The organism is Pseudoalteromonas sp. 13-15 (assembly GCF_001468205.2).
Lineage (GTDB): Bacteria > Pseudomonadota > Gammaproteobacteria > Enterobacterales > Alteromonadaceae > Pseudoalteromonas > Pseudoalteromonas marina.
This window is the reverse complement of record NZ_CP019162.1, coordinates 2,698,821-2,715,873: the sequence shown is the minus strand read 5'-3', so window position 1 is coordinate 2,715,873 and position 17,053 is coordinate 2,698,821. Positions and strand designations below refer to the sequence as shown.

At 39.6% G+C, this 17,053-nt stretch carries 19 protein-coding genes; 8 read left to right on the top strand and 11 right to left on the bottom strand.

The genetic code is table 11. The annotated features are described in order from the left end of the window. Positions 1-2 precede the first annotated feature (2 nt). From rplR to ATS72_RS12570, 8 genes are all read right to left on the bottom strand, one after another. Positions 3-353, bottom strand: a complete 351-nt coding sequence (rplR, locus tag ATS72_RS12605; RefSeq protein WP_006794248.1) for a 50S ribosomal protein L18 — start codon at positions 351-353, stop codon at positions 3-5. Between the two features lie 9 nt (positions 354-362). Further along, positions 363-896, bottom strand: coding sequence for a 50S ribosomal protein L6 (rplF, locus tag ATS72_RS12600; RefSeq protein ID WP_006794247.1), 534 nt, complete (start codon positions 894-896; stop codon positions 363-365). A 13-nt stretch (positions 897-909) separates the two neighbouring features. Then, positions 910-1,302, bottom strand: a complete 393-nt coding sequence (rpsH, locus tag ATS72_RS12595; protein WP_006794246.1) for a 30S ribosomal protein S8 — start codon at positions 1,300-1,302, stop codon at positions 910-912. A gap of 21 nt (positions 1,303-1,323) precedes the next feature. Further along, a complete protein-coding gene (gene rpsN / locus ATS72_RS12590) occupies positions 1,324-1,629 on the bottom strand; it encodes a 30S ribosomal protein S14 (protein ID WP_006794245.1) in 306 nt (101 codons plus the stop codon). A 10-nt stretch (positions 1,630-1,639) separates the two neighbouring features. Next, positions 1,640-2,179 (bottom strand): 50S ribosomal protein L5, encoded by a 540-nt coding sequence (gene rplE / locus ATS72_RS12585; RefSeq protein WP_006794244.1) that lies wholly within the window; start codon positions 2,177-2,179, stop codon positions 1,640-1,642. Between the two features lie 16 nt (positions 2,180-2,195). Continuing rightward, positions 2,196-2,510 (bottom strand): 50S ribosomal protein L24, encoded by a 315-nt coding sequence (rplX, locus tag ATS72_RS12580; protein ID WP_006794243.1) that lies wholly within the window; start codon positions 2,508-2,510, stop codon positions 2,196-2,198. 10 nt (positions 2,511-2,520) lie between these two features. Next, the gene (gene rplN / locus ATS72_RS12575) at positions 2,521-2,889 is read right to left on the bottom strand and encodes a 50S ribosomal protein L14 (protein WP_002959498.1); all 369 of its coding nucleotides are present in this window, start codon (positions 2,887-2,889) and stop codon (positions 2,521-2,523) included. A gap of 272 nt (positions 2,890-3,161) precedes the next feature. Beyond that, entirely contained in the window at positions 3,162-5,132 is a 1,971-nt protein-coding gene (locus ATS72_RS12570) for an AsmA family protein (RefSeq protein ID WP_058430147.1), read from the bottom strand. A 212-nt stretch (positions 5,133-5,344) separates the two neighbouring features. On the opposite strand from ATS72_RS12570, the gene ATS72_RS12565 reads away from it, so the two are divergent. The 8 genes from ATS72_RS12565 (at position 5,345) to ATS72_RS12530 (ending at position 12,646) form a co-directional block, all read left to right on the top strand. After that, entirely contained in the window at positions 5,345-5,770 is a 426-nt protein-coding gene (locus ATS72_RS12565) for a hypothetical protein (RefSeq protein ID WP_010557710.1), read from the top strand. 8 nt (positions 5,771-5,778) lie between these two features. After that, positions 5,779-5,979: a helix-turn-helix transcriptional regulator gene (locus tag ATS72_RS12560; protein ID WP_058430146.1), complete on the top strand. Its 201-nt coding sequence runs from the start codon at positions 5,779-5,781 to the stop codon at positions 5,977-5,979. Positions 5,980-6,118: 139 nt separating this feature from the next. After that, positions 6,119-7,282, top strand: a complete 1,164-nt coding sequence (locus ATS72_RS12555) for a hypothetical protein (RefSeq protein WP_058430145.1) — start codon at positions 6,119-6,121, stop codon at positions 7,280-7,282. A gap of 282 nt (positions 7,283-7,564) precedes the next feature. Next, positions 7,565-8,251, top strand: a complete 687-nt coding sequence (locus ATS72_RS12550; RefSeq protein WP_006794238.1) for a TorF family putative porin — start codon at positions 7,565-7,567, stop codon at positions 8,249-8,251. Positions 8,252-8,772: 521 nt separating this feature from the next. Next, the gene (locus ATS72_RS12545) at positions 8,773-9,486 is read left to right on the top strand and encodes a YIP1 family protein (RefSeq protein WP_058430144.1); all 714 of its coding nucleotides are present in this window, start codon (positions 8,773-8,775) and stop codon (positions 9,484-9,486) included. Positions 9,487-9,541: 55 nt separating this feature from the next. Beyond that, a complete protein-coding gene (locus tag ATS72_RS12540; RefSeq protein WP_006794235.1) occupies positions 9,542-10,708 on the top strand; it encodes an efflux RND transporter periplasmic adaptor subunit in 1,167 nt (388 codons plus the stop codon). Next, complete coding sequence (locus ATS72_RS12535; protein ID WP_006794234.1) at positions 10,708-11,415, top strand: ABC transporter ATP-binding protein; 708 nt, start codon at positions 10,708-10,710, stop codon at positions 11,413-11,415. The genes ATS72_RS12540 and ATS72_RS12535 overlap by 1 nt, the downstream gene beginning before the upstream one ends. Then, on the top strand, positions 11,408-12,646 hold the full coding sequence (locus ATS72_RS12530) for an ABC transporter permease (RefSeq protein WP_006794233.1): 1,239 nt from the start codon (positions 11,408-11,410) through the stop codon (positions 12,644-12,646). Before ATS72_RS12535 ends, ATS72_RS12530 begins: the two co-directional genes overlap by 8 nt. Before the next feature lie 13 nt (positions 12,647-12,659). Here the strand turns inward: ATS72_RS12530 and ATS72_RS12525 are convergent, their stop codons facing one another. The 3 genes from ATS72_RS12525 to ATS72_RS12515 form a co-directional block, all read right to left on the bottom strand. Then, on the bottom strand, positions 12,660-12,989 hold the full coding sequence (locus ATS72_RS12525; protein WP_008127820.1) for a Bor/Iss family lipoprotein: 330 nt from the start codon (positions 12,987-12,989) through the stop codon (positions 12,660-12,662). Continuing rightward, positions 12,986-13,297 (bottom strand): Bor family protein, encoded by a 312-nt coding sequence (locus tag ATS72_RS12520; RefSeq protein ID WP_058430143.1) that lies wholly within the window; start codon positions 13,295-13,297, stop codon positions 12,986-12,988. The genes ATS72_RS12525 and ATS72_RS12520 overlap by 4 nt, the downstream gene beginning before the upstream one ends. Before the next feature lie 170 nt (positions 13,298-13,467). Next, entirely contained in the window at positions 13,468-17,046 is a 3,579-nt protein-coding gene (locus ATS72_RS12515; protein WP_058430142.1) for an ABC transporter permease/M1 family aminopeptidase, read from the bottom strand. Positions 17,047-17,053: the final 7 nt, after the last annotated feature.

Here is a 17,053-nt window from a genome sequence, read left to right as displayed (position 1 = left end):
TCCTAGAATTGCAAACCGGCTTCACGCGCAGCATCAGCTAGCGCCTTCACACGGCCGTGATATTTAAAGCCACTGCGATCAAAAGCAATCTTTTCGATGCCTTTGTCAGCCGCACGTTCAGCAACCGCTTTGCCAACTGCTTGCGCAGCTTCAACGTTACCGGTGCCTTTAACTGTTTCGCTAATAGCCTTCTCAACAGTAGAAGCAGCAGCCAGTACATTACCCTCAGCATTAATTACTTGAGCGTAAATGTGACGTGGCGTGCGGTGGATAACAAGACGCGTTGTGCCTTGTTCAATATAATTTCTACGAGTGCGTTTAGCACGACGTAGACGAGCTGTTTTTTTATCCATCGTCTTACCTTACTTCTTCTTAGCCTCTTTACGGCGTACATTCTCATCTGAATAGCGAACACCTTTACCTTTATAAGGCTCAGGTTTACGGTATGCACGAATGTTAGCAGCTGTTTGACCAACTAACTGCTTATCTACGCCCTTAACTAGAACTTCTGTTTGGCTTGGAGTTTCAATCGTAATTCCTTCAGGAACTGCGAAATTAACTGGGTGTGAGAAACCAAGTGTTAAGTCTAAAACTTTACCCTTAGCTGCAGCACGGTAACCAACGCCTACTAACTGAAGTTTCTTCTCGTAACCTTCATGCGTACCAACAACCATGTTGTTGATTAGAGCGCGAGCAGTACCTGCTTGTGCCCATGCATTTGCTACGCCTTCACGAGGTAAAGTTGTAATAACGTTGTCGTTAACTTGTACTTCAACTGCGTCGTTGATAGTACGAGTAAGTTCACCGTTTTTGCCTTTAACTGTGATTTCCTGGCCTTTCAATGTAACTTCTACACCGGCAGGAACATTAATTGGTGCCTTTGCTATGCGAGACATAGTTCCCCTCCGATTAAGCTACAAAGCCAATGATTTCACCACCAACACCAGCACTACGTGCTGCGCGGTCTGTCATTAGGCCTTTAGAAGTTGATACGATAGCGATACCAAGACCACCCATTACCTTCGGTAATTCGTCACGTTTCTTGTAGATACGTAAACCAGGGCGACTTACACGCTGGATATTTTCAATTACAGCTTTGCCTTCGAAGTACTTCAACTCGATAGAAAGCTCAGGTTTAACTTCACCGTTAACTGCGTAGTCTACGATGTAACCTTCGTCTTTTAGTACTTTAGCTAATGCTACTTTCAGCTTTGAAGTTGGCATCGTTACAGATACTTTCTTCGCTGATTGACCGTTACGGATACGTGTGAACAAATCCGCGATAGGATCTTGCAAGCTCATAGTCTTACTCCCATGATTCTATTACCAGCTAGCCTTTTTAAGGCCAGGAATTTCACCGCGCATAGCTGCTTCGCGAACTTTAATACGGCTCATGCCGAATTTGCGAAGGAAACCATGTGGGCGGCCCGTAATGTTACAACGATTACGTTGACGTGCAGGGCTAGAATCACGAGGTAAAGCTTGTAGCTTAAGTACCGCGTCCCAACGATCATCTTCAGATGTATTAACATCACTGATGATAGCTTTTAGTGCAGCACGCTTTTCAGCATACTGAGCAACTAGTTTTGTGCGCTTTGCTTCGCGCGCTTTCATAGAATTCTTTGCCATAACCCTACCCTTATTTCTTAAATGGGAAGTTAAACGCTTCTAACAACGCACGGCCTTCCTCATCAGATTTCGCAGAAGTAGTGATAGTGATATCCATACCGCGTACACGGTCTACTTTATCGTAATCGATTTCTGGGAAGATGATTTGTTCACGTACGCCCATGCTGTAGTTACCACGTCCATCAAAAGACTTAGCACTTACGCCACGGAAGTCACGAATACGTGGGATAGCGATTGATACCAAACGCTCAAAAAAGTCCCACATACGCTCGCCGCGTAGGGTTACTTTACAACCAATTGGGTAGCCTTCACGCACTTTAAAGCCAGCAACAGATTTACGTGCTTTAGTGATTAAAGGTTTCTGACCAGAGATTGCAGTTAAATCCGCTACAGCGTGATCTAAAATTTTCTTGTCAGCTAGGGCTTCGCCCACGCCCATATTTAATGTGATCTTTTCGATCTGAGGGACTTGCATGACAGAGCTGAAACCAAACTTCTCTTGAAGCTCAGCAACTACTTTGTCTTTATATACTTCATGCAGTTTCGCCATCATTCTACTCCAACTATTAGATAGTTTTACCAGTAGATTTAAAGATACGTAATTTCTTACCATCTTCAATCTTGAAACCTACACGATCTGCTTTACTCGTTTCCGAGTTGAAGATCGCAACGTTTGATGCGTCCATAGACGCTTCTTTCTCAACAATGCCGCCAGCTTGGTTCAATTGTGGAACCGGCTTTTGGTGTTTCTTGATCAAGTTTATGCCTTCGACAAAGATTCGACCAGATTCAGTAACAACTGAAAGCACTTTACCGCGCTTACCTTTGTCTTTACCTGCTAGTACGATTACTTCGTCACCACGACGGATTTTTGCTGCCATGATTGGCTCCTTACAGTACTTCTGGGGCTAGTGAAACGATTTTCATGAACTTGTCATTACGAAGTTCGCGAGTCACAGGGCCGAAAATACGTGTACCAATTGGCTGCAAGTTATCATTTAAGATAACAGCCGCGTTGCTGTCGAAACGGATCAGAGAACCATCTGGACGGCGAACACCTTTTCTGGTACGCACAACTACCGCGTTTTTAACATCACCTTTCTTCACTTTACCGCGAGGAATAGCTTCTTTTACAGAAACTTTAATGATGTCGCCAATCGCTGCGTAGCGACGGTGTGAACCACCAAGGACTTTTATACACTGCACTTTGCGAGCGCCGCTGTTATCAGCAACTTCCAGCTGAGTTTGCATTTGGATCATGTTAATGACCTCCGGTGTAGTAATTACAACGTGTCTTAAAATTGTTTAAAATCAAGACATTTCGATTAAATCCCACTCAAAAACAAACGAGTTGTCTCTTAAGGGCGGGCAATTGTACCAGCATTGAGCATGTAGCGATAGGTTATTTTTTAATTAATTTAAGAACTGAGGGGATTTTATTAACGTTGGTAAAGCTATGTGACTATTTTTTCAATGGTTATAAAATAAACAAGGCACTTAAAAAGTGCCTTGTTTATTTTACTAGTGGTTACTTAGCCAAATAATCCCTTTAATTTGTCTTTTACTTTATCTTTGGCTTTCTCTTTCGCTTTTTCTTTTGCGTCATCTAGTTTCTTTTTTGCTTCATCTTTTAAGGCATTACTTACATCAAGTTTAATTCCCACATCGTGAAATGGTCCTTTTATGCGTAACGGTATTTTAAAGCCTGTACTGTCATCGGTAGTGCCTTGACCTTCTATTGAATCTACAATCCCTGTTACCAAACGGTAATCAACTTTAGTGAGAGGTAAATCCACATCTCCTTCACCGGAAATACGAATCAGAGGGCTAATTAGTGAAAGGTCAGTATTGCGTCCAACACCTTTAATAAAATTAAAGCTACCTGTAAGCGCAGAAAAATCTGTTTGTTCTGCCTCTTCAAAGCCAGTATCTAACCCTTCAGAAGCGGCGCCAAAATTACCAGATATAATCTCTTTACCTTTACGAACCATTTCAGCAATGTTCGCCCCTTTTACAGCACCATCTGCAAACTCAAATGCCAACTTACCATTTAGCGCATCGATAAACGATTTTTGACTTTGCCCAGCTGTAGATAAATTCCAATTTAAAGAACCTCTACCGAGTACCTTGTCAAAACCGGTTGCATCAGTTAATAACGGCTGGGCATTTATATCTGTTAAATTAAAGTTTGTAGCTATTTTATAAGGCGCATTTTGAGCATCAATAGTAATTACACCTCTACCAGCGCCTTCATAAGCTGAAAAGCTATCTAAACTTAATTTAGCTACACCTTTATTTAGCGCCACTGTAAACTGGTTCGCACCCAGTTTTATATCATTTGCTATTAATCCACTAGAACGAATTACTACATTAGCATCTTGTGCTTTAAGGGCGCTTAAATCAATTTGAGTGTCATCCCAAACAATTGGCTCTGCCGGTTTGCTATCGTCTTCAGTCGGCTGTTCTTTTTTAGCAACGGCATCTGGCAAATAGGGATTAAGATCGAGCATCCCCAAATCTACATTTGCATTAATGGCTAAACGATTACCTAAACTAATTTCGCTTTTACCTTTAATTTGAAGTTCATCAAGCGTTGCAGTTAACTCTTCAAGATTGAATTTTTCACCCAGTAAATGCATTTTACCATTTACACTAAATGCATTAAACGCATTATCTTTCGCATTTAGGTCAACCCCCTGCCATTTAGCAATATTTTTTACCGACTCGCCATTGAGTGCTAATTGACCTTTTATGTCTTGCCCTTGTTTTGCGATTGAGCCATTAAATGTCAATTCAACCAAGCGCGAATCTAAACTTTGCGATACATTAAAAGCCTGACCTTCAATCGCTTTGGCAGGAGTATCGAGTTTTACATCTAGTTCAAATCGCTCCTGCATATAGGTAATCCCCCCTTTAACTTCAAGGGTTTTACGTAATGAAGGAAGTAAAATAGCCAGCTCTAAATCGCTAATTTGCTGCTTGGCGCCCGTTTGACCATCTAGATATGTAAATGTACCGCCATAAATAGCGACCTCACCCAGCTCAATATCAAAGCTAGCAGGTAGCTTAATTGCCTCACCAGGCTCAGTTTGCTCTGTTGGTTGCTCTGCTACAGCATCAAACAACTGCCAGTTAGCTTTACCATTTTTATCTGTCTCTAATAAAATATCTGGTTCGTTAATAACAAACTTATCAAGCTTAAACTCACCGCCAAATAACGAGAACCAAGGTATATGTACTGCCAGCTGCTGCATACTTGCCATATCAGCTCGCGAACCTGTTTGCATATTAGCAAAGTGGACATCATTCAACTCTAACTTTAGTGCAGGAAACACACTAAGCGTTTTGTCACCATTAATTGTTAGCGTTCTTCCCGTCGTTTTTTGAACTTCCTCTGATACTTTATTAAAAATGGTATCGGTAGGAATTAAAAAAGGCGCTGCCACAATTAAAGCAATACAGAGTAAGAGTATTACACCAAAAATTTTGAGTAAGGTTTTCATGTTCGTCCTTTAAGCGGTCAAATTATGTTTTTATCATAGCGAGTGTTAAGCCTAAAAGCATTGCTGTAGATAAAAAAAGCTCATAAAAGCAGTTTACTTATTTCATATGAATCGTTCCTGAAACATTTTGATACCTTTAGGTTACAAAAAATAATTGACTCATTGATACCCCAAGGTTACAAGAAATCAAATACTATTACAGGATGAATACTATGAAACAACAAGATATTAAAACAGAAGAACAATTTATGAGACAAAATATACGGTTTTGTATAAGCGCTGGCGTAGTTTGTTTACTTCTCAGTGTTTACTCACTAACTAACCATAATATAGAAGAGATGATAGTTGTTGGAATGAGCGTTTTATTTTATATGGTTGTAACTGCTATTTTTATGATTAAAGCAAGCTTTCCGCTAAAAATGTATTTTAAATATGCTTATAAAGATGAGTTTCTAAACACCATTGACATTAATGCCTATAAACATACAAGTTGTGCATTTGGAGTTTGTCTTATTGGTGTTTTGTATAATAACGATTCAATACCTAGCGAGGTTTCGCATGCAAATATGGCAATATTTTACTTAGGTATTATGCTCTTAGTATATGGAGTATCAACCCTTTGGCAGAGCCGTGATTAGGAGTCAAAGTGCAAAATAACATAGCAAAATTTCGTAAAGAGGCGGGGCTTTCACAGCAAGAACTTGCCGATGCTATTAGCGTTTCACGTAAAACAATAAGTACAATAGAAACAAATCGATTTACGCCATCGGTCATTATAGCCCTTAAAATCGCAGCTCATTTTCACGCATCAGTTGAAAGCCTCTTCATATTAGAAGAGGCTGATTAATAACCTAGCTGGTTAGATTAACCCCGATTTTAAACACCATAATAATGCAGCGCGCAGGACAGCGCTGTTGTTATTAGTGTATTTGAGCTAAAATAAGCAATGCTAATACATATATATAAATCCGGAGTATCTACAAGGCATGAAAAAACTGCTAATTTCACCGTCAAAAATGACACTAGGCGAGCAAGAAAATCAAATCTATCAGAACATTCTGAAACAATCTTCAGAATTAAGCCTTAACCTTATGGCCGTGAAAGTAGAAAACCATCCTGATGATTTTTTACCTTGGTGTTACGAGCTATTAAACGCAAGCAGAGATCGTATTAACTACGATCTACTTGAGCCACAACAGCTACCTGTTCTGAAAAAGCTGCATGATCAACTTATTTCAGCTATTAGCTTTTTACAAGTTAAAACGCTTCGTGTAGCTCCTTGGCCTGTGGTAAGTGTATTTATAGAGCAACATAAAGACGTTATTGCACTTGATGAACAACTTCGTTTAGCTAGTTACGTAAAAAGTATTCGTGAGCAATCATTAAAAGACATGATCCCTGAAGACCTTCTTGCTTTTACTGGCAAGCATATGGCTTCACTTGGTCCAAGCACTTACGATTTTGATGTTGAGTGGTTTGCATCAACTAAGAGTGCTAAAGTTTTCCACCAACTCATTGGTGATTTACCGGGTGCGTTTGATGAAGCACTGGCTAATATTCCTCTTGAAGGTGATATTACCCATTACGAGTACCAACAGTTTGTAGCTGCTTATAGCAAAATATTTACTGATAGCAGTGAAAAGCCAACACTTGCTCCGGCAACAAGACTACTTGCAATGCGTCGCCCTGATATTTTTACGCCAATTACAAATAGCCGTTTAGACGCGTTATGCTCAGCGCTTGCGGTTACTAAACTCAAAAATAGTGATTTTGAGCGTTACTGGCAAGATATTGTAAAAGGCATTCAAGCTATGTCATGGTACAAAATGGCAAATGCTTCAAATGAGCTAGAAGAGCAACTAGTGTCAATTAAAGCGCTTATTCCGTGCTTTTTTTACTACGCGGATAACAAAACACCAGATAGCTCTAACTATATTAAATTACTTAATAAACCAAAGCGTAGCACCACTAAAACGGGTAAAACACAACGCAGAGGTAAAGAGTCTGCTGAAATTTTAGTTGACCGCGCTTTGGCTGCCGATGATATTCCTGAGCATATTCGTAGCAAACGCGACTCAATAATCAGCGAAGTTCAAAAAGGTCGCAGTGTAAACGAAACAATTAGTCTAATGCGCACCATATTTGGCTAAATAATTCTAAACAAGCTGTACTTTCATGGTGCAGCTTGATTATTTTATGCACCAGCGATGTGCGATAGAATATTTCTTCCTCATAATCTAAACCACCCACCCCAAACGCAAGCCATTGTTAATAAATAATAAAACTTAAATCTTAAACAAAATAAATCAAGCTGGCACACACAGTGCAATTCTATTCTCAGTTAAACAATAAAAACGCATAAATCAAAAGGCTACGGTACTTCATAATAAAAAGCCTTCCTATGCAAAAAATCATATAACGGGAAATGGAACATGTTAAAACTAAAAAAAACAATCGCTTTTAGCGCCGTAGCATTAATGGCTGCAACGTCACTTACATCAACAGCAGTAAATGCTGAAGTATCTGCGAATGTAGCAGCTACCTCAAATTACTTATGGCGTGGACAAGAACAAACTGGCGGCGACGCTGCTATTTCTGGTGGTATTGATTACGCTGACGAATCTGGGTTTTATGCTGGTACATGGGTATCTAATGCATCTTGGGCTGACGAAATGACCTACGAGCTAGATTTTTACGCAGGCTTTGGTGGCGATATTAGCGAAGGTGTTAGCTACGATGTAGGTTACATTTATTATGCTTACCCAGACGCGGCATCAAGTGCAGACGCTGATTTTTCAGAAATTTACGGTAGCATCAGTGTTGAAGGCTTTACCTTTGGTGCATCAGTGCTTGCTACTTCTGCTGCAAGTGGCGACGGTACAGACTTTGGCGACTCACTTTATTTGACAGCTGATTACGGCTTTGCCGTAGGCAGCAATGGTACAGAAATGGCTTTACACATAGGTCATTATTCTGGCGATTTTATTGGTGACGAAGACATTATTGATTACGGTGTGTCTGTATCAAAAGATGGATTCACATTTGGCGTATCAGACACTGATATGGACGAGTCAGATGTAAAAGTTTACGTTGCTTACGCTGTAGACTTCAGCCTATAAACAAACATGTGTTACTTGCTGCAACTGAAGGGCCATTTGGCCCTTTTTTTTATACTTAAGCAAATTTGTTTAAGTATTCATGATTGTATAACTGGAAGGCAGGTTCTTACTATATTAGGTTAAATTGGACTTTTCAAAGCTTAGCCTTTTGATTATTAAGGACAGTAAAAATGAAACCGAAAGTGGTGATAAAAAACTAAAAGCATTGTATATCGCAACAGATAACCCTAGCGGTCTTAGTTTATCTGATAGCTAATTAAATAAATGGCTGTATTTGCATTAGATACAGCCATAACAACGTGATTATTAAGCTCCACTCCTTATGGCTCAATCATATTAAAACCACTTCGCAACTATAGAGCTTAACAATACGTCTTTTATTAATTACTTTTATAATGCCCACCCTTGTTAACAATCGGTTACAATTGAATAAAATTAGTACATACTTTTTCCTATATTATTAATCTATCCATTGGTATCAAGTGTTTACCAAATCACATATAGGTTATTAAGGAATAATAATGAAATCACCTAACGCATTTAGCGCCCTACTCGATATTTACATTAGTCCAAGCAAAGCTTTCAATGGTGTTGAGCACGCCAAAGGTTGGTCATGGCTTGCTTTTATAGCAATCTCTTTAGTTTCAATGGCGAGTATTTATATTTTTTATTCTACCGTTGATATGCAGTTTTTGATTAACGAGCAATTTGCAGCTGCAAGTGTTGATGCAACAATTGGCGAGCAAAAAATGATTCGCCAAAGCATTGAACAAAACGCCGGAATACAAGTATGGATTAGCATGATATCAATCGTATTAGGTACTGCAATCATAGCCGCGATAATGGCTGTGTATTATATGCTCATTGCTAAATTAGATCCAGAGTCAGAGCACAGCTATGGTGCTTGGTATGGTTTTACTATTTGGACAATAATGCCAAATATTGTTCTGAGTTTAGGTACGATAGCGCTTGTACTTAGTGCAAGTACCGATCAAATATCTCAAACAGCAGTATTTAACTTTGATTCAATTAATCAGCTTGTTGTTGGGTTAGAACCTGGTAGCGCATTTTATACATTACTAGAATCATTAAAGCTAAGTAGTCTTTGGGGGATTGGACTAGGAATGGTTGGCTTAAAATGTTGGACAAATTTTTCAACAAATAAAGCGTTACTTTTCTCGGCGCTTCCAACACTCGTTATTTTTGGTATTTGGGCAATTATTGCCGCAATGTAATTAATAAGCAGAGGTATTTTACCTCTGCGCTACTTATTCACGGACAGATGTATATATGAAAAAAGCAATAATAATAACGATAGCTATAGTCGCTTTTGTAGGCCTAATCGTCTCTAAGCAGGTGACCGGTGATAAAAAGCAAGCCCAAGTGAATATTGCGCAGGTTGAGCAAGGGAATATTGCTGATTCAATCATGGCGTCGGGCAATCTAGTTTTTAATACCCAAGTGCAATTGCGCTCTGAGGTAACTGGTCGTGTCGATAAGGTATTTGTAGAAGAAGGGCAAAGCGTTAAGCAAGGGGATATTTTAATGCGCCTTGATACAACGGCCTTCGAATCAGAAGTAAACCGAAACCAAGCCGTTCTACGCGCTACCGAAATTGAAATAAAACATAGCCAAACTCGCCTTGCTAATTTAGAGCGCCAATTAAAAAGGCAAAAAGAGCTATACGATGTTGGATTAGGAAATCAAGAAAGCTTTGAAAATATCGAAAGTGCTCGCGATCTAGCAAAAATAGATATCGAATCACGCAAAGAGTCATATAACCAAGCGCAAGCGTCGCTTCAAATTGCACAAGATCGCCTAAGTAAAAGTGTATTTAGAGCGCCAATGAGTGGCTTACTGGCATCGGTTAATATTAAAGAAGGTGAAACAGTTATTGCAGGCACAACTAATATTATTGGTTCAGACCTTATGCTTGTTGCCGACCCTAGCGCTATTTTAGCAGAGCTTAGAGTTGATGAAACAGATATAGCCAGCATAAAACTAAATCAACAAGCTGATATTTATGCCGCAGCCTACCCTAACAAACCATTTAGCGGCAAAGTGATTAATATTGGTACATCAGCTAAAAACCAACCAGGTTCGCAAGGGCTTTCTTTTAGAGTTAAAGTATTATTAGACCCAACAGATCGCCAGCTTTATGCGGGTATGAGTTGCCGAGCAGAAATTGCCACCAGTATTGCCGAAAATGGTTTAAAGCTCCCTATTGAAGCAATACAAAAAGAAGAGGGTAAAACCTTTGTATGGCGCTTAAATAGCGATAATACCGTAAGTAAAGTAATAGTAAGTGTTGGTATTTCGTCTGACATTGAGCAAGCTATAACAGAGGGGCTAAGCAAAGGCGATAATGTGGTTATTGGCCCCGCTCGACCAATTAGCAAGCTGCAAGAAGGCGATGTTGTTTCACTTAAAAATGACGCAGACGAGGAAACACTATAATGTCTGCGGTAATTAAGTTAGAACACATTAACAAACAATATGTAATGGGCGAGCAAGTATTTAAAGCGTTAGATGATGTAAATATCGTCATGAATGAAAATGAATACGTAGCCATTATTGGCCCTTCAGGCTCAGGTAAATCAACTTTAATGAACTTACTTGGCTGCTTAGATACACCCACTAGTGGCGATTACTTTTTAAAAGATAAGCTTGTAAAAAGTATGACCGAAACCGAGCTTGCCCATCAACGCAATGAAAGCGTCGGATTTATTTTTCAAAGCTTTAACTTATTGCCTCGCGCATCTGCACTTGAAAATGTAATGCAGCCCTTGGTTTATCGTTTTATACCCGCAAAACAACGCAAACAAAAAGCACTTGAGGCATTGCAACGCGTTGGTCTTGGCGACAAAGTTGATCACCTATCAAGTCAGCTTTCGGGTGGGCAACGTCAACGTGTAGCCATTGCTCGCGCATTAGTAACTAAACCACATATTTTACTGGGGGATGAACCCACAGGTAATCTTGATAGTAAGACCACAGCAGAAATAATGACCTTGTTTGATGAACTGCATAATGAGGGGCACACTATTATTTTAGTGACCCACGAGCAAGAAATTGCAGACCATTGCCAACGGGTTATTCGCTTAGTCGATGGTAAGGTAGTAAGTGACGTAAAAAAAGGCGAAGGAGAAAAACAACATGTTTAAATCTGCCATTGCCATTATGGAAGGAACAAAAGCAGCATTAATGGCTATTAAGGCCAACGCAATGCGCAGCGCATTAACCTGTTTAGGTATTATTATTGGTGTTGCAGCCGTTATAACTGTGGTTGCAGTAATGCAGGGCTTTACTAAACAAATTAACGATCAACTCGCTGACATGGCACCCGATGTAACCTCAATCAAACCATTTACAAGCATCGAGCAAGAAATGGTTGGTAAAAACGCAAAACTGACTTACTCCGATTTTCTAACACTAAAAGCACGTATAAAAGAAGCCGAAACACTGACCGCACTTATGTTTACGTGGCGCTTTTCTGGTGGAGCTGAATACGGGAATAAAAGCCATTCATCTCGCGTGATGGGAACCGAACAAGATTACCAAAAAGCATACCGCACGTTTCCAGAATTAGGCCGCTTTATTCGCGCGGAAGATGACGAAAAACGCCGTCGGGTTGCGTTCATTGGTCCTTCTATTATTGAAAAGTTAAATTTACCCGATAACCCCGTAGGCGAATATATCAAACTTGGTGGCGAATGGTTTAGGATCATTGGAGTAGCCGAAAAACAAGGTAGCTTATTTGGCTTTGATCAAGATGATTATATAAATATTCCGATCAGTACCATGAGCGCGTTAGAGGGTGCTAGCAGCACGAGTAACGTGCAAATAATGTTTAGACTTAAAGAAGGGGTCGATGAAGAGCTTACTTTAGCTAAAATAACGCGTATTTTACGCCAATTACATAAATTAAAAGACGGTGAAGAAAACGACTTTGAATTTGAAACCGCTGAAAAAGCCCGTGCTAATGTTGATAAGTTTACAGGTAGCGCCACAGCAATCACTGCTGGTATTGTTGGTATAAGCCTTGTTGTAGGGGGGATTGGCGTAATGAATATTATGCTGGTATCGGTGACTGAACGTACCCGAGTAATAGGCACTCTTAAAGCATTGGGCGCAACACCCGGCTTTATTATGCTACAGTTTTTGGTGGAAGCCGTAGTGCTATCGTTATTTGGCGGACTAATTGGCTTAGCTATAGGTTATGGTGCTGCCGCATTGATTTCGTTTATGGTTCCCAGTATGCCGGATGCTTACATACCTGGTTGGGCTGTGATGCTATCGTTCGGATTTACGTCACTTATCGGTATTATATTTGGCTTAGCCCCTGCTATTAAAGCGGCAAGGCTAAACCCTATTGAAGCATTACGATACGAATAATCAGCATCAATCTCTACTCAGCTTTAAAAGGTACCTTAGTGCAGCTCACTTCAACTGTTTTAGGGTACCAAGCCGGGCCTATCTGATTAACTACAACCTCCGCTACTCCATTACTAAATGACTTATACGTGTGCACCGTTTGCCATTGTCCTTGTGGACAATGCTCACTTAAGTCAACCGCATCAGATCCCTCATACAAAGCTAAAGCAAAATTATGATGCCACTGAGAACTATTGTGCGACTGGTTATTAACTTTTTCAGGTACACCATTATCAAAGTAAATATTTGTGCAACCAGTTAACATAGCAAAAGTAATACTGCCTAAAATTAATTTAAGATTCATAACGCCTCCTGCGTATTTTGCTCTTCACACCATACCTTTATAGTATGTGGTGAATAAATGCCTAGCGTAATTAAACCCAACGCACCATCGCTAAATGTTTGTTGCGACTGCATTTGAGCCGCTTGTGTATCTGTACAAATCTCTTTTACATCCACACGTTCCTCTCCTACTAACCCCCATAAATAAAATGGACGGCTATCTTCGTAGGTCGCTTTACTTGTAATTTTTGCGATAGCGTGTGGCTGTATGGTAACCGCAGAACAGGCGCTTAAGCCTAATACTACAAACCCCATTATTAATGATTTCATGTTTGTCCTTACTTGGTACTTACTTTCAGTAAATAAACTTTACAGTAAACCAGTAAAATAATGAGTAAAAAGCTGTGCGAAAAATGTAGCCAACCTTACAGATTTCAAACAGTTTTTTACACAAAAAAGGCCGCAAAATTGCGGCCTTTGAGTAAGTTTAGTTTCAGCTATTAAAACTTAGCCAAATTATTTACATTGTCTTTATCAACCAGTTTTACGTACGGATCGACTCCTGCAAATAAAGGTTTTTCTTTTACCTTTAACTCAATAATATTAGTACCCGTTACTATTTGATGTTTTTGTGAGTAAATCACAAAATCTTCGGCGAGTAGATTTTCAGGATCGTCACTAAACAACACAATATCAATTAACTCATCGAGTGGCTGTTCTGTTTCTTCACCTTGACCATCAGCACGTTGCTTAACAGCTTCAACGTTTAACGTAACACTGTAAAAGCCCTCACTGTCGGCTTCGTCTGAAATCGAAACCTCTTTCATTTCCAGCTCATACAAAGTGATATATTTAAACTGATCGTCAATAAAGTTTTGCTCAGCTTGGGTTGCGTCTTGTTTTAAATAACTTAGTAAATCAAGTGTTGTTGGGTATGGCGTTGACTGATATCTAAACTCATTTAAAAATGCCTTAAGTGCAGCGTTTAGGCGTTTTTCACCTAGGCGATCATAAATCGCCATCATAACAACAGATCCTTTATTGTAATGAAGGTATTGCTGAGCCTGGGTTTTATATAGTGGCATCTCTTCAAACGCTTCTCCAGTGCGGCCCATTAAGTACCTATCTAGCTCGTATTTTAAAAACTTACGTAGCTTTTCTGGGCCAAAGCGTTTTTCAAGCACCATAAGCGCACTGTATTGTGAAAGCGTTTCAGACATAACTTCACTCCCCTCTACATTGGCGCCTGATACTTGATGACCCCACCATTGATGCGCTACTTCGTGTGCAGTTACATAGTAAGGTAGGTCAATTTTACTTTCATCCCTTGAGTCTGTAACAAAACCAATGCTTTCTGAATAAGGAACAGTATTAGCAAAACTTTGCGCAAATGAGCGATAGCGAGGAAATTCAATAATACGTAATTGCTTATGCTGATAGGGGCCAAATGCTTGTGTAAAATAATCTATCGAGTCTTGAACCGATTCAATCATGCGGTCAACATTCCACGCATGACTTTTATGGAAATAAACCTCAATATTTACACCATTATGCTCAACCTTTTTACTTTCCAATTCAGCCGACTGCACCGCATAAAAATTTATAATAGGTGCATCCATTTCATAAACAAAGGTTCGGCGCCCATCTTTTACGCTTTCACTTTGTAAATAACCAGGTGTAATCGCAAATTGCGATTCATCGGTCGTTACCCTGGCCCTAAAGTTAATAAACCCAGTAGCTTGACCAAAATCACTTTGTGTATAGTACTGGCTATCTTCAAGTTTATTTGCTCGTTCTAGCTCTGGTAAGTCATGTTTACGGCGCTTAAATTTATCAGCTACCTGTAAACCACGGTTGTACCCGAAGTTAGGAAAAAGCTCCCAATTATTAATAAACGTACCATTAGCCACTAACTGTGTATCGGAGCCACTATCGGTAAAGCCTGTATGCTCGCGAGTGACAGACAGCTGCCCTTCTCTTACCTCTTCTGGCATAAGGGGCTGATCAAATTCAAACCATGCAGAATAAAGCGCTGGTAATTTTTCAACAATTTTACCGCCAGCCATCGTTACATCCCAGCTTTTGGCGTGTTGCGGTGAGGTGATCAATACTCGCGAAATTGGCTCATTAGATGTATTAGTAAACTTAATTTTTGCAACTGCACTTAAAGCACGCTTTTTAGGGTAAATATCAACAGTTAAGTCAACATCGGTCACCATAGGCACTGCTAAATCTTTATATTGTGCAAACTGTTTTTCATAGCTTACTTGCTTGTCTTGAAACGCATCGCTTGTGATAAATTCGTTTAAAACACGCGTATTGTGATAAATGTTATAACCTGCACCAACAAACACCAGTGCACTAACACAAACAATTACTTGCCCCTTTAACGACATATTATAACGAAGCAGAGACAGTCGTGTACGCAGTGTTTGTGAAGGTCCTCTATGCCATAACGCAAATCCTACAATAGCCAAAACAAGACTTAACGCGCCCCAATACAATGTGTACCAATGCGCTGCTTGCAAAAAGTGTCCATAGCCGTTTATATCAGAGTACGGTACGCTACTGCTTTTCGAAAAATGATACATATGGTGTTCAAATCCATACGAATCCATTACCATTTGCACTATGTAGTACAAAATAAATAACCCCATTCCTACGTATTTATTTGGGCTAATAATTTGTAAAAAGAAGGCAAGCACCGTAAGCATAATTAACGGTAAAAGCGATAAATAAACAATCCTGAATAAATACTGCCCTAACTCTAAATTAAATTGCCCTTTAAATAACTGCACTGTGATTGTTAGTATCATTCCAACAAGAAACAAGCCTGAAATAGCTGTTATTAACGCCAGTATTTTTGATACCCAAAAAACACTGTTGTGTACTGGAAAGCTGTCAACAATATCGCCCATACCACTTTGACGTTCTCGCCAAACAAGCTCAGCGCTATAAAAAGCGATAATAACAAACAAAAACAAACCCGAAATACCGCTAATAATATTGACCATATTCGCGGTAATTGGCCAGTTAGTTGTACCGTAAGCGCCAATGGGAGCAAACAGCGGAATCATAAGCGTTACAATACTTACACCCGCTAAAATCATAAATGGCGCGCTAAATATTACTTGTTTAAGTTCAAATATACTGCGCATTATTAACTGCGATTGCGTACTCGCTCCTGCAGACTTGTAATTTTTAGCATTATTAATCAGTGCAGCTTGTTTATTTTGCACAAATGCAGAGACTTTAAATTGCTTTTTCTGTTTTTTAGCTACTATGCGGTTACTTAATTTTCCAAGGCTAAAAAACATAGCTAAGCCCAGTACAACCCACAAAATACGGTTAACTAACAAATCACCGCTGAGAGTGAGCACTTCTGTATTTTTATCACTCACAGTCCAGTAACGCGTCAAATCAATTAAAGACCCCAAGCCAAATGGGTCGGCGTAAACAACTATATTTCTAAATGCTAAATCATCAAAATAAGCACTGGCGATTTGATAAGCAATAAAAATAACAACGGCTGCGACATACACCGACATCATGGTTTTAAAATAGACAGCTACGCTGTTAAAAATAGCCGAAAGCACCAGCAAACTGGGTACTGCAATATAAAAATAAGGTGCAGCGTAATACACAAACTTATTTGGACCCACTAGCTCACTATCGAGCCATCCAACAGATAAGCCAAACTGCGACCCTAAAAGTACTCCTAACGGCACGGTTAAAAATACAACCAGCACCACTAAGTAAGCACCAAAAAAGCGCCCAGTTTGATAAGGGACAGGATTAACAGGCTTACTAAAAACCAGTTCATCCATTTTAGTTTCACTATTTCTAATAGCGGAGCTGGCAACAAAGTTAACTACCAAAAACATCGCAAATACACAAAATGTAATGGTCAACATCATAATTGAAAAAGGCGAATTCATATGTACATTAGCGCCGCCTAGCGGAAATTTGCTAGAAGAGCTGATAAAAAACGCCATAAAAAAGAACATTAATGAAATGATATAAAACGAAGGCTGGCGCACAAAATAGCGCAGCTCAAACGCGAGCATATTAAAAAACATAACGCCT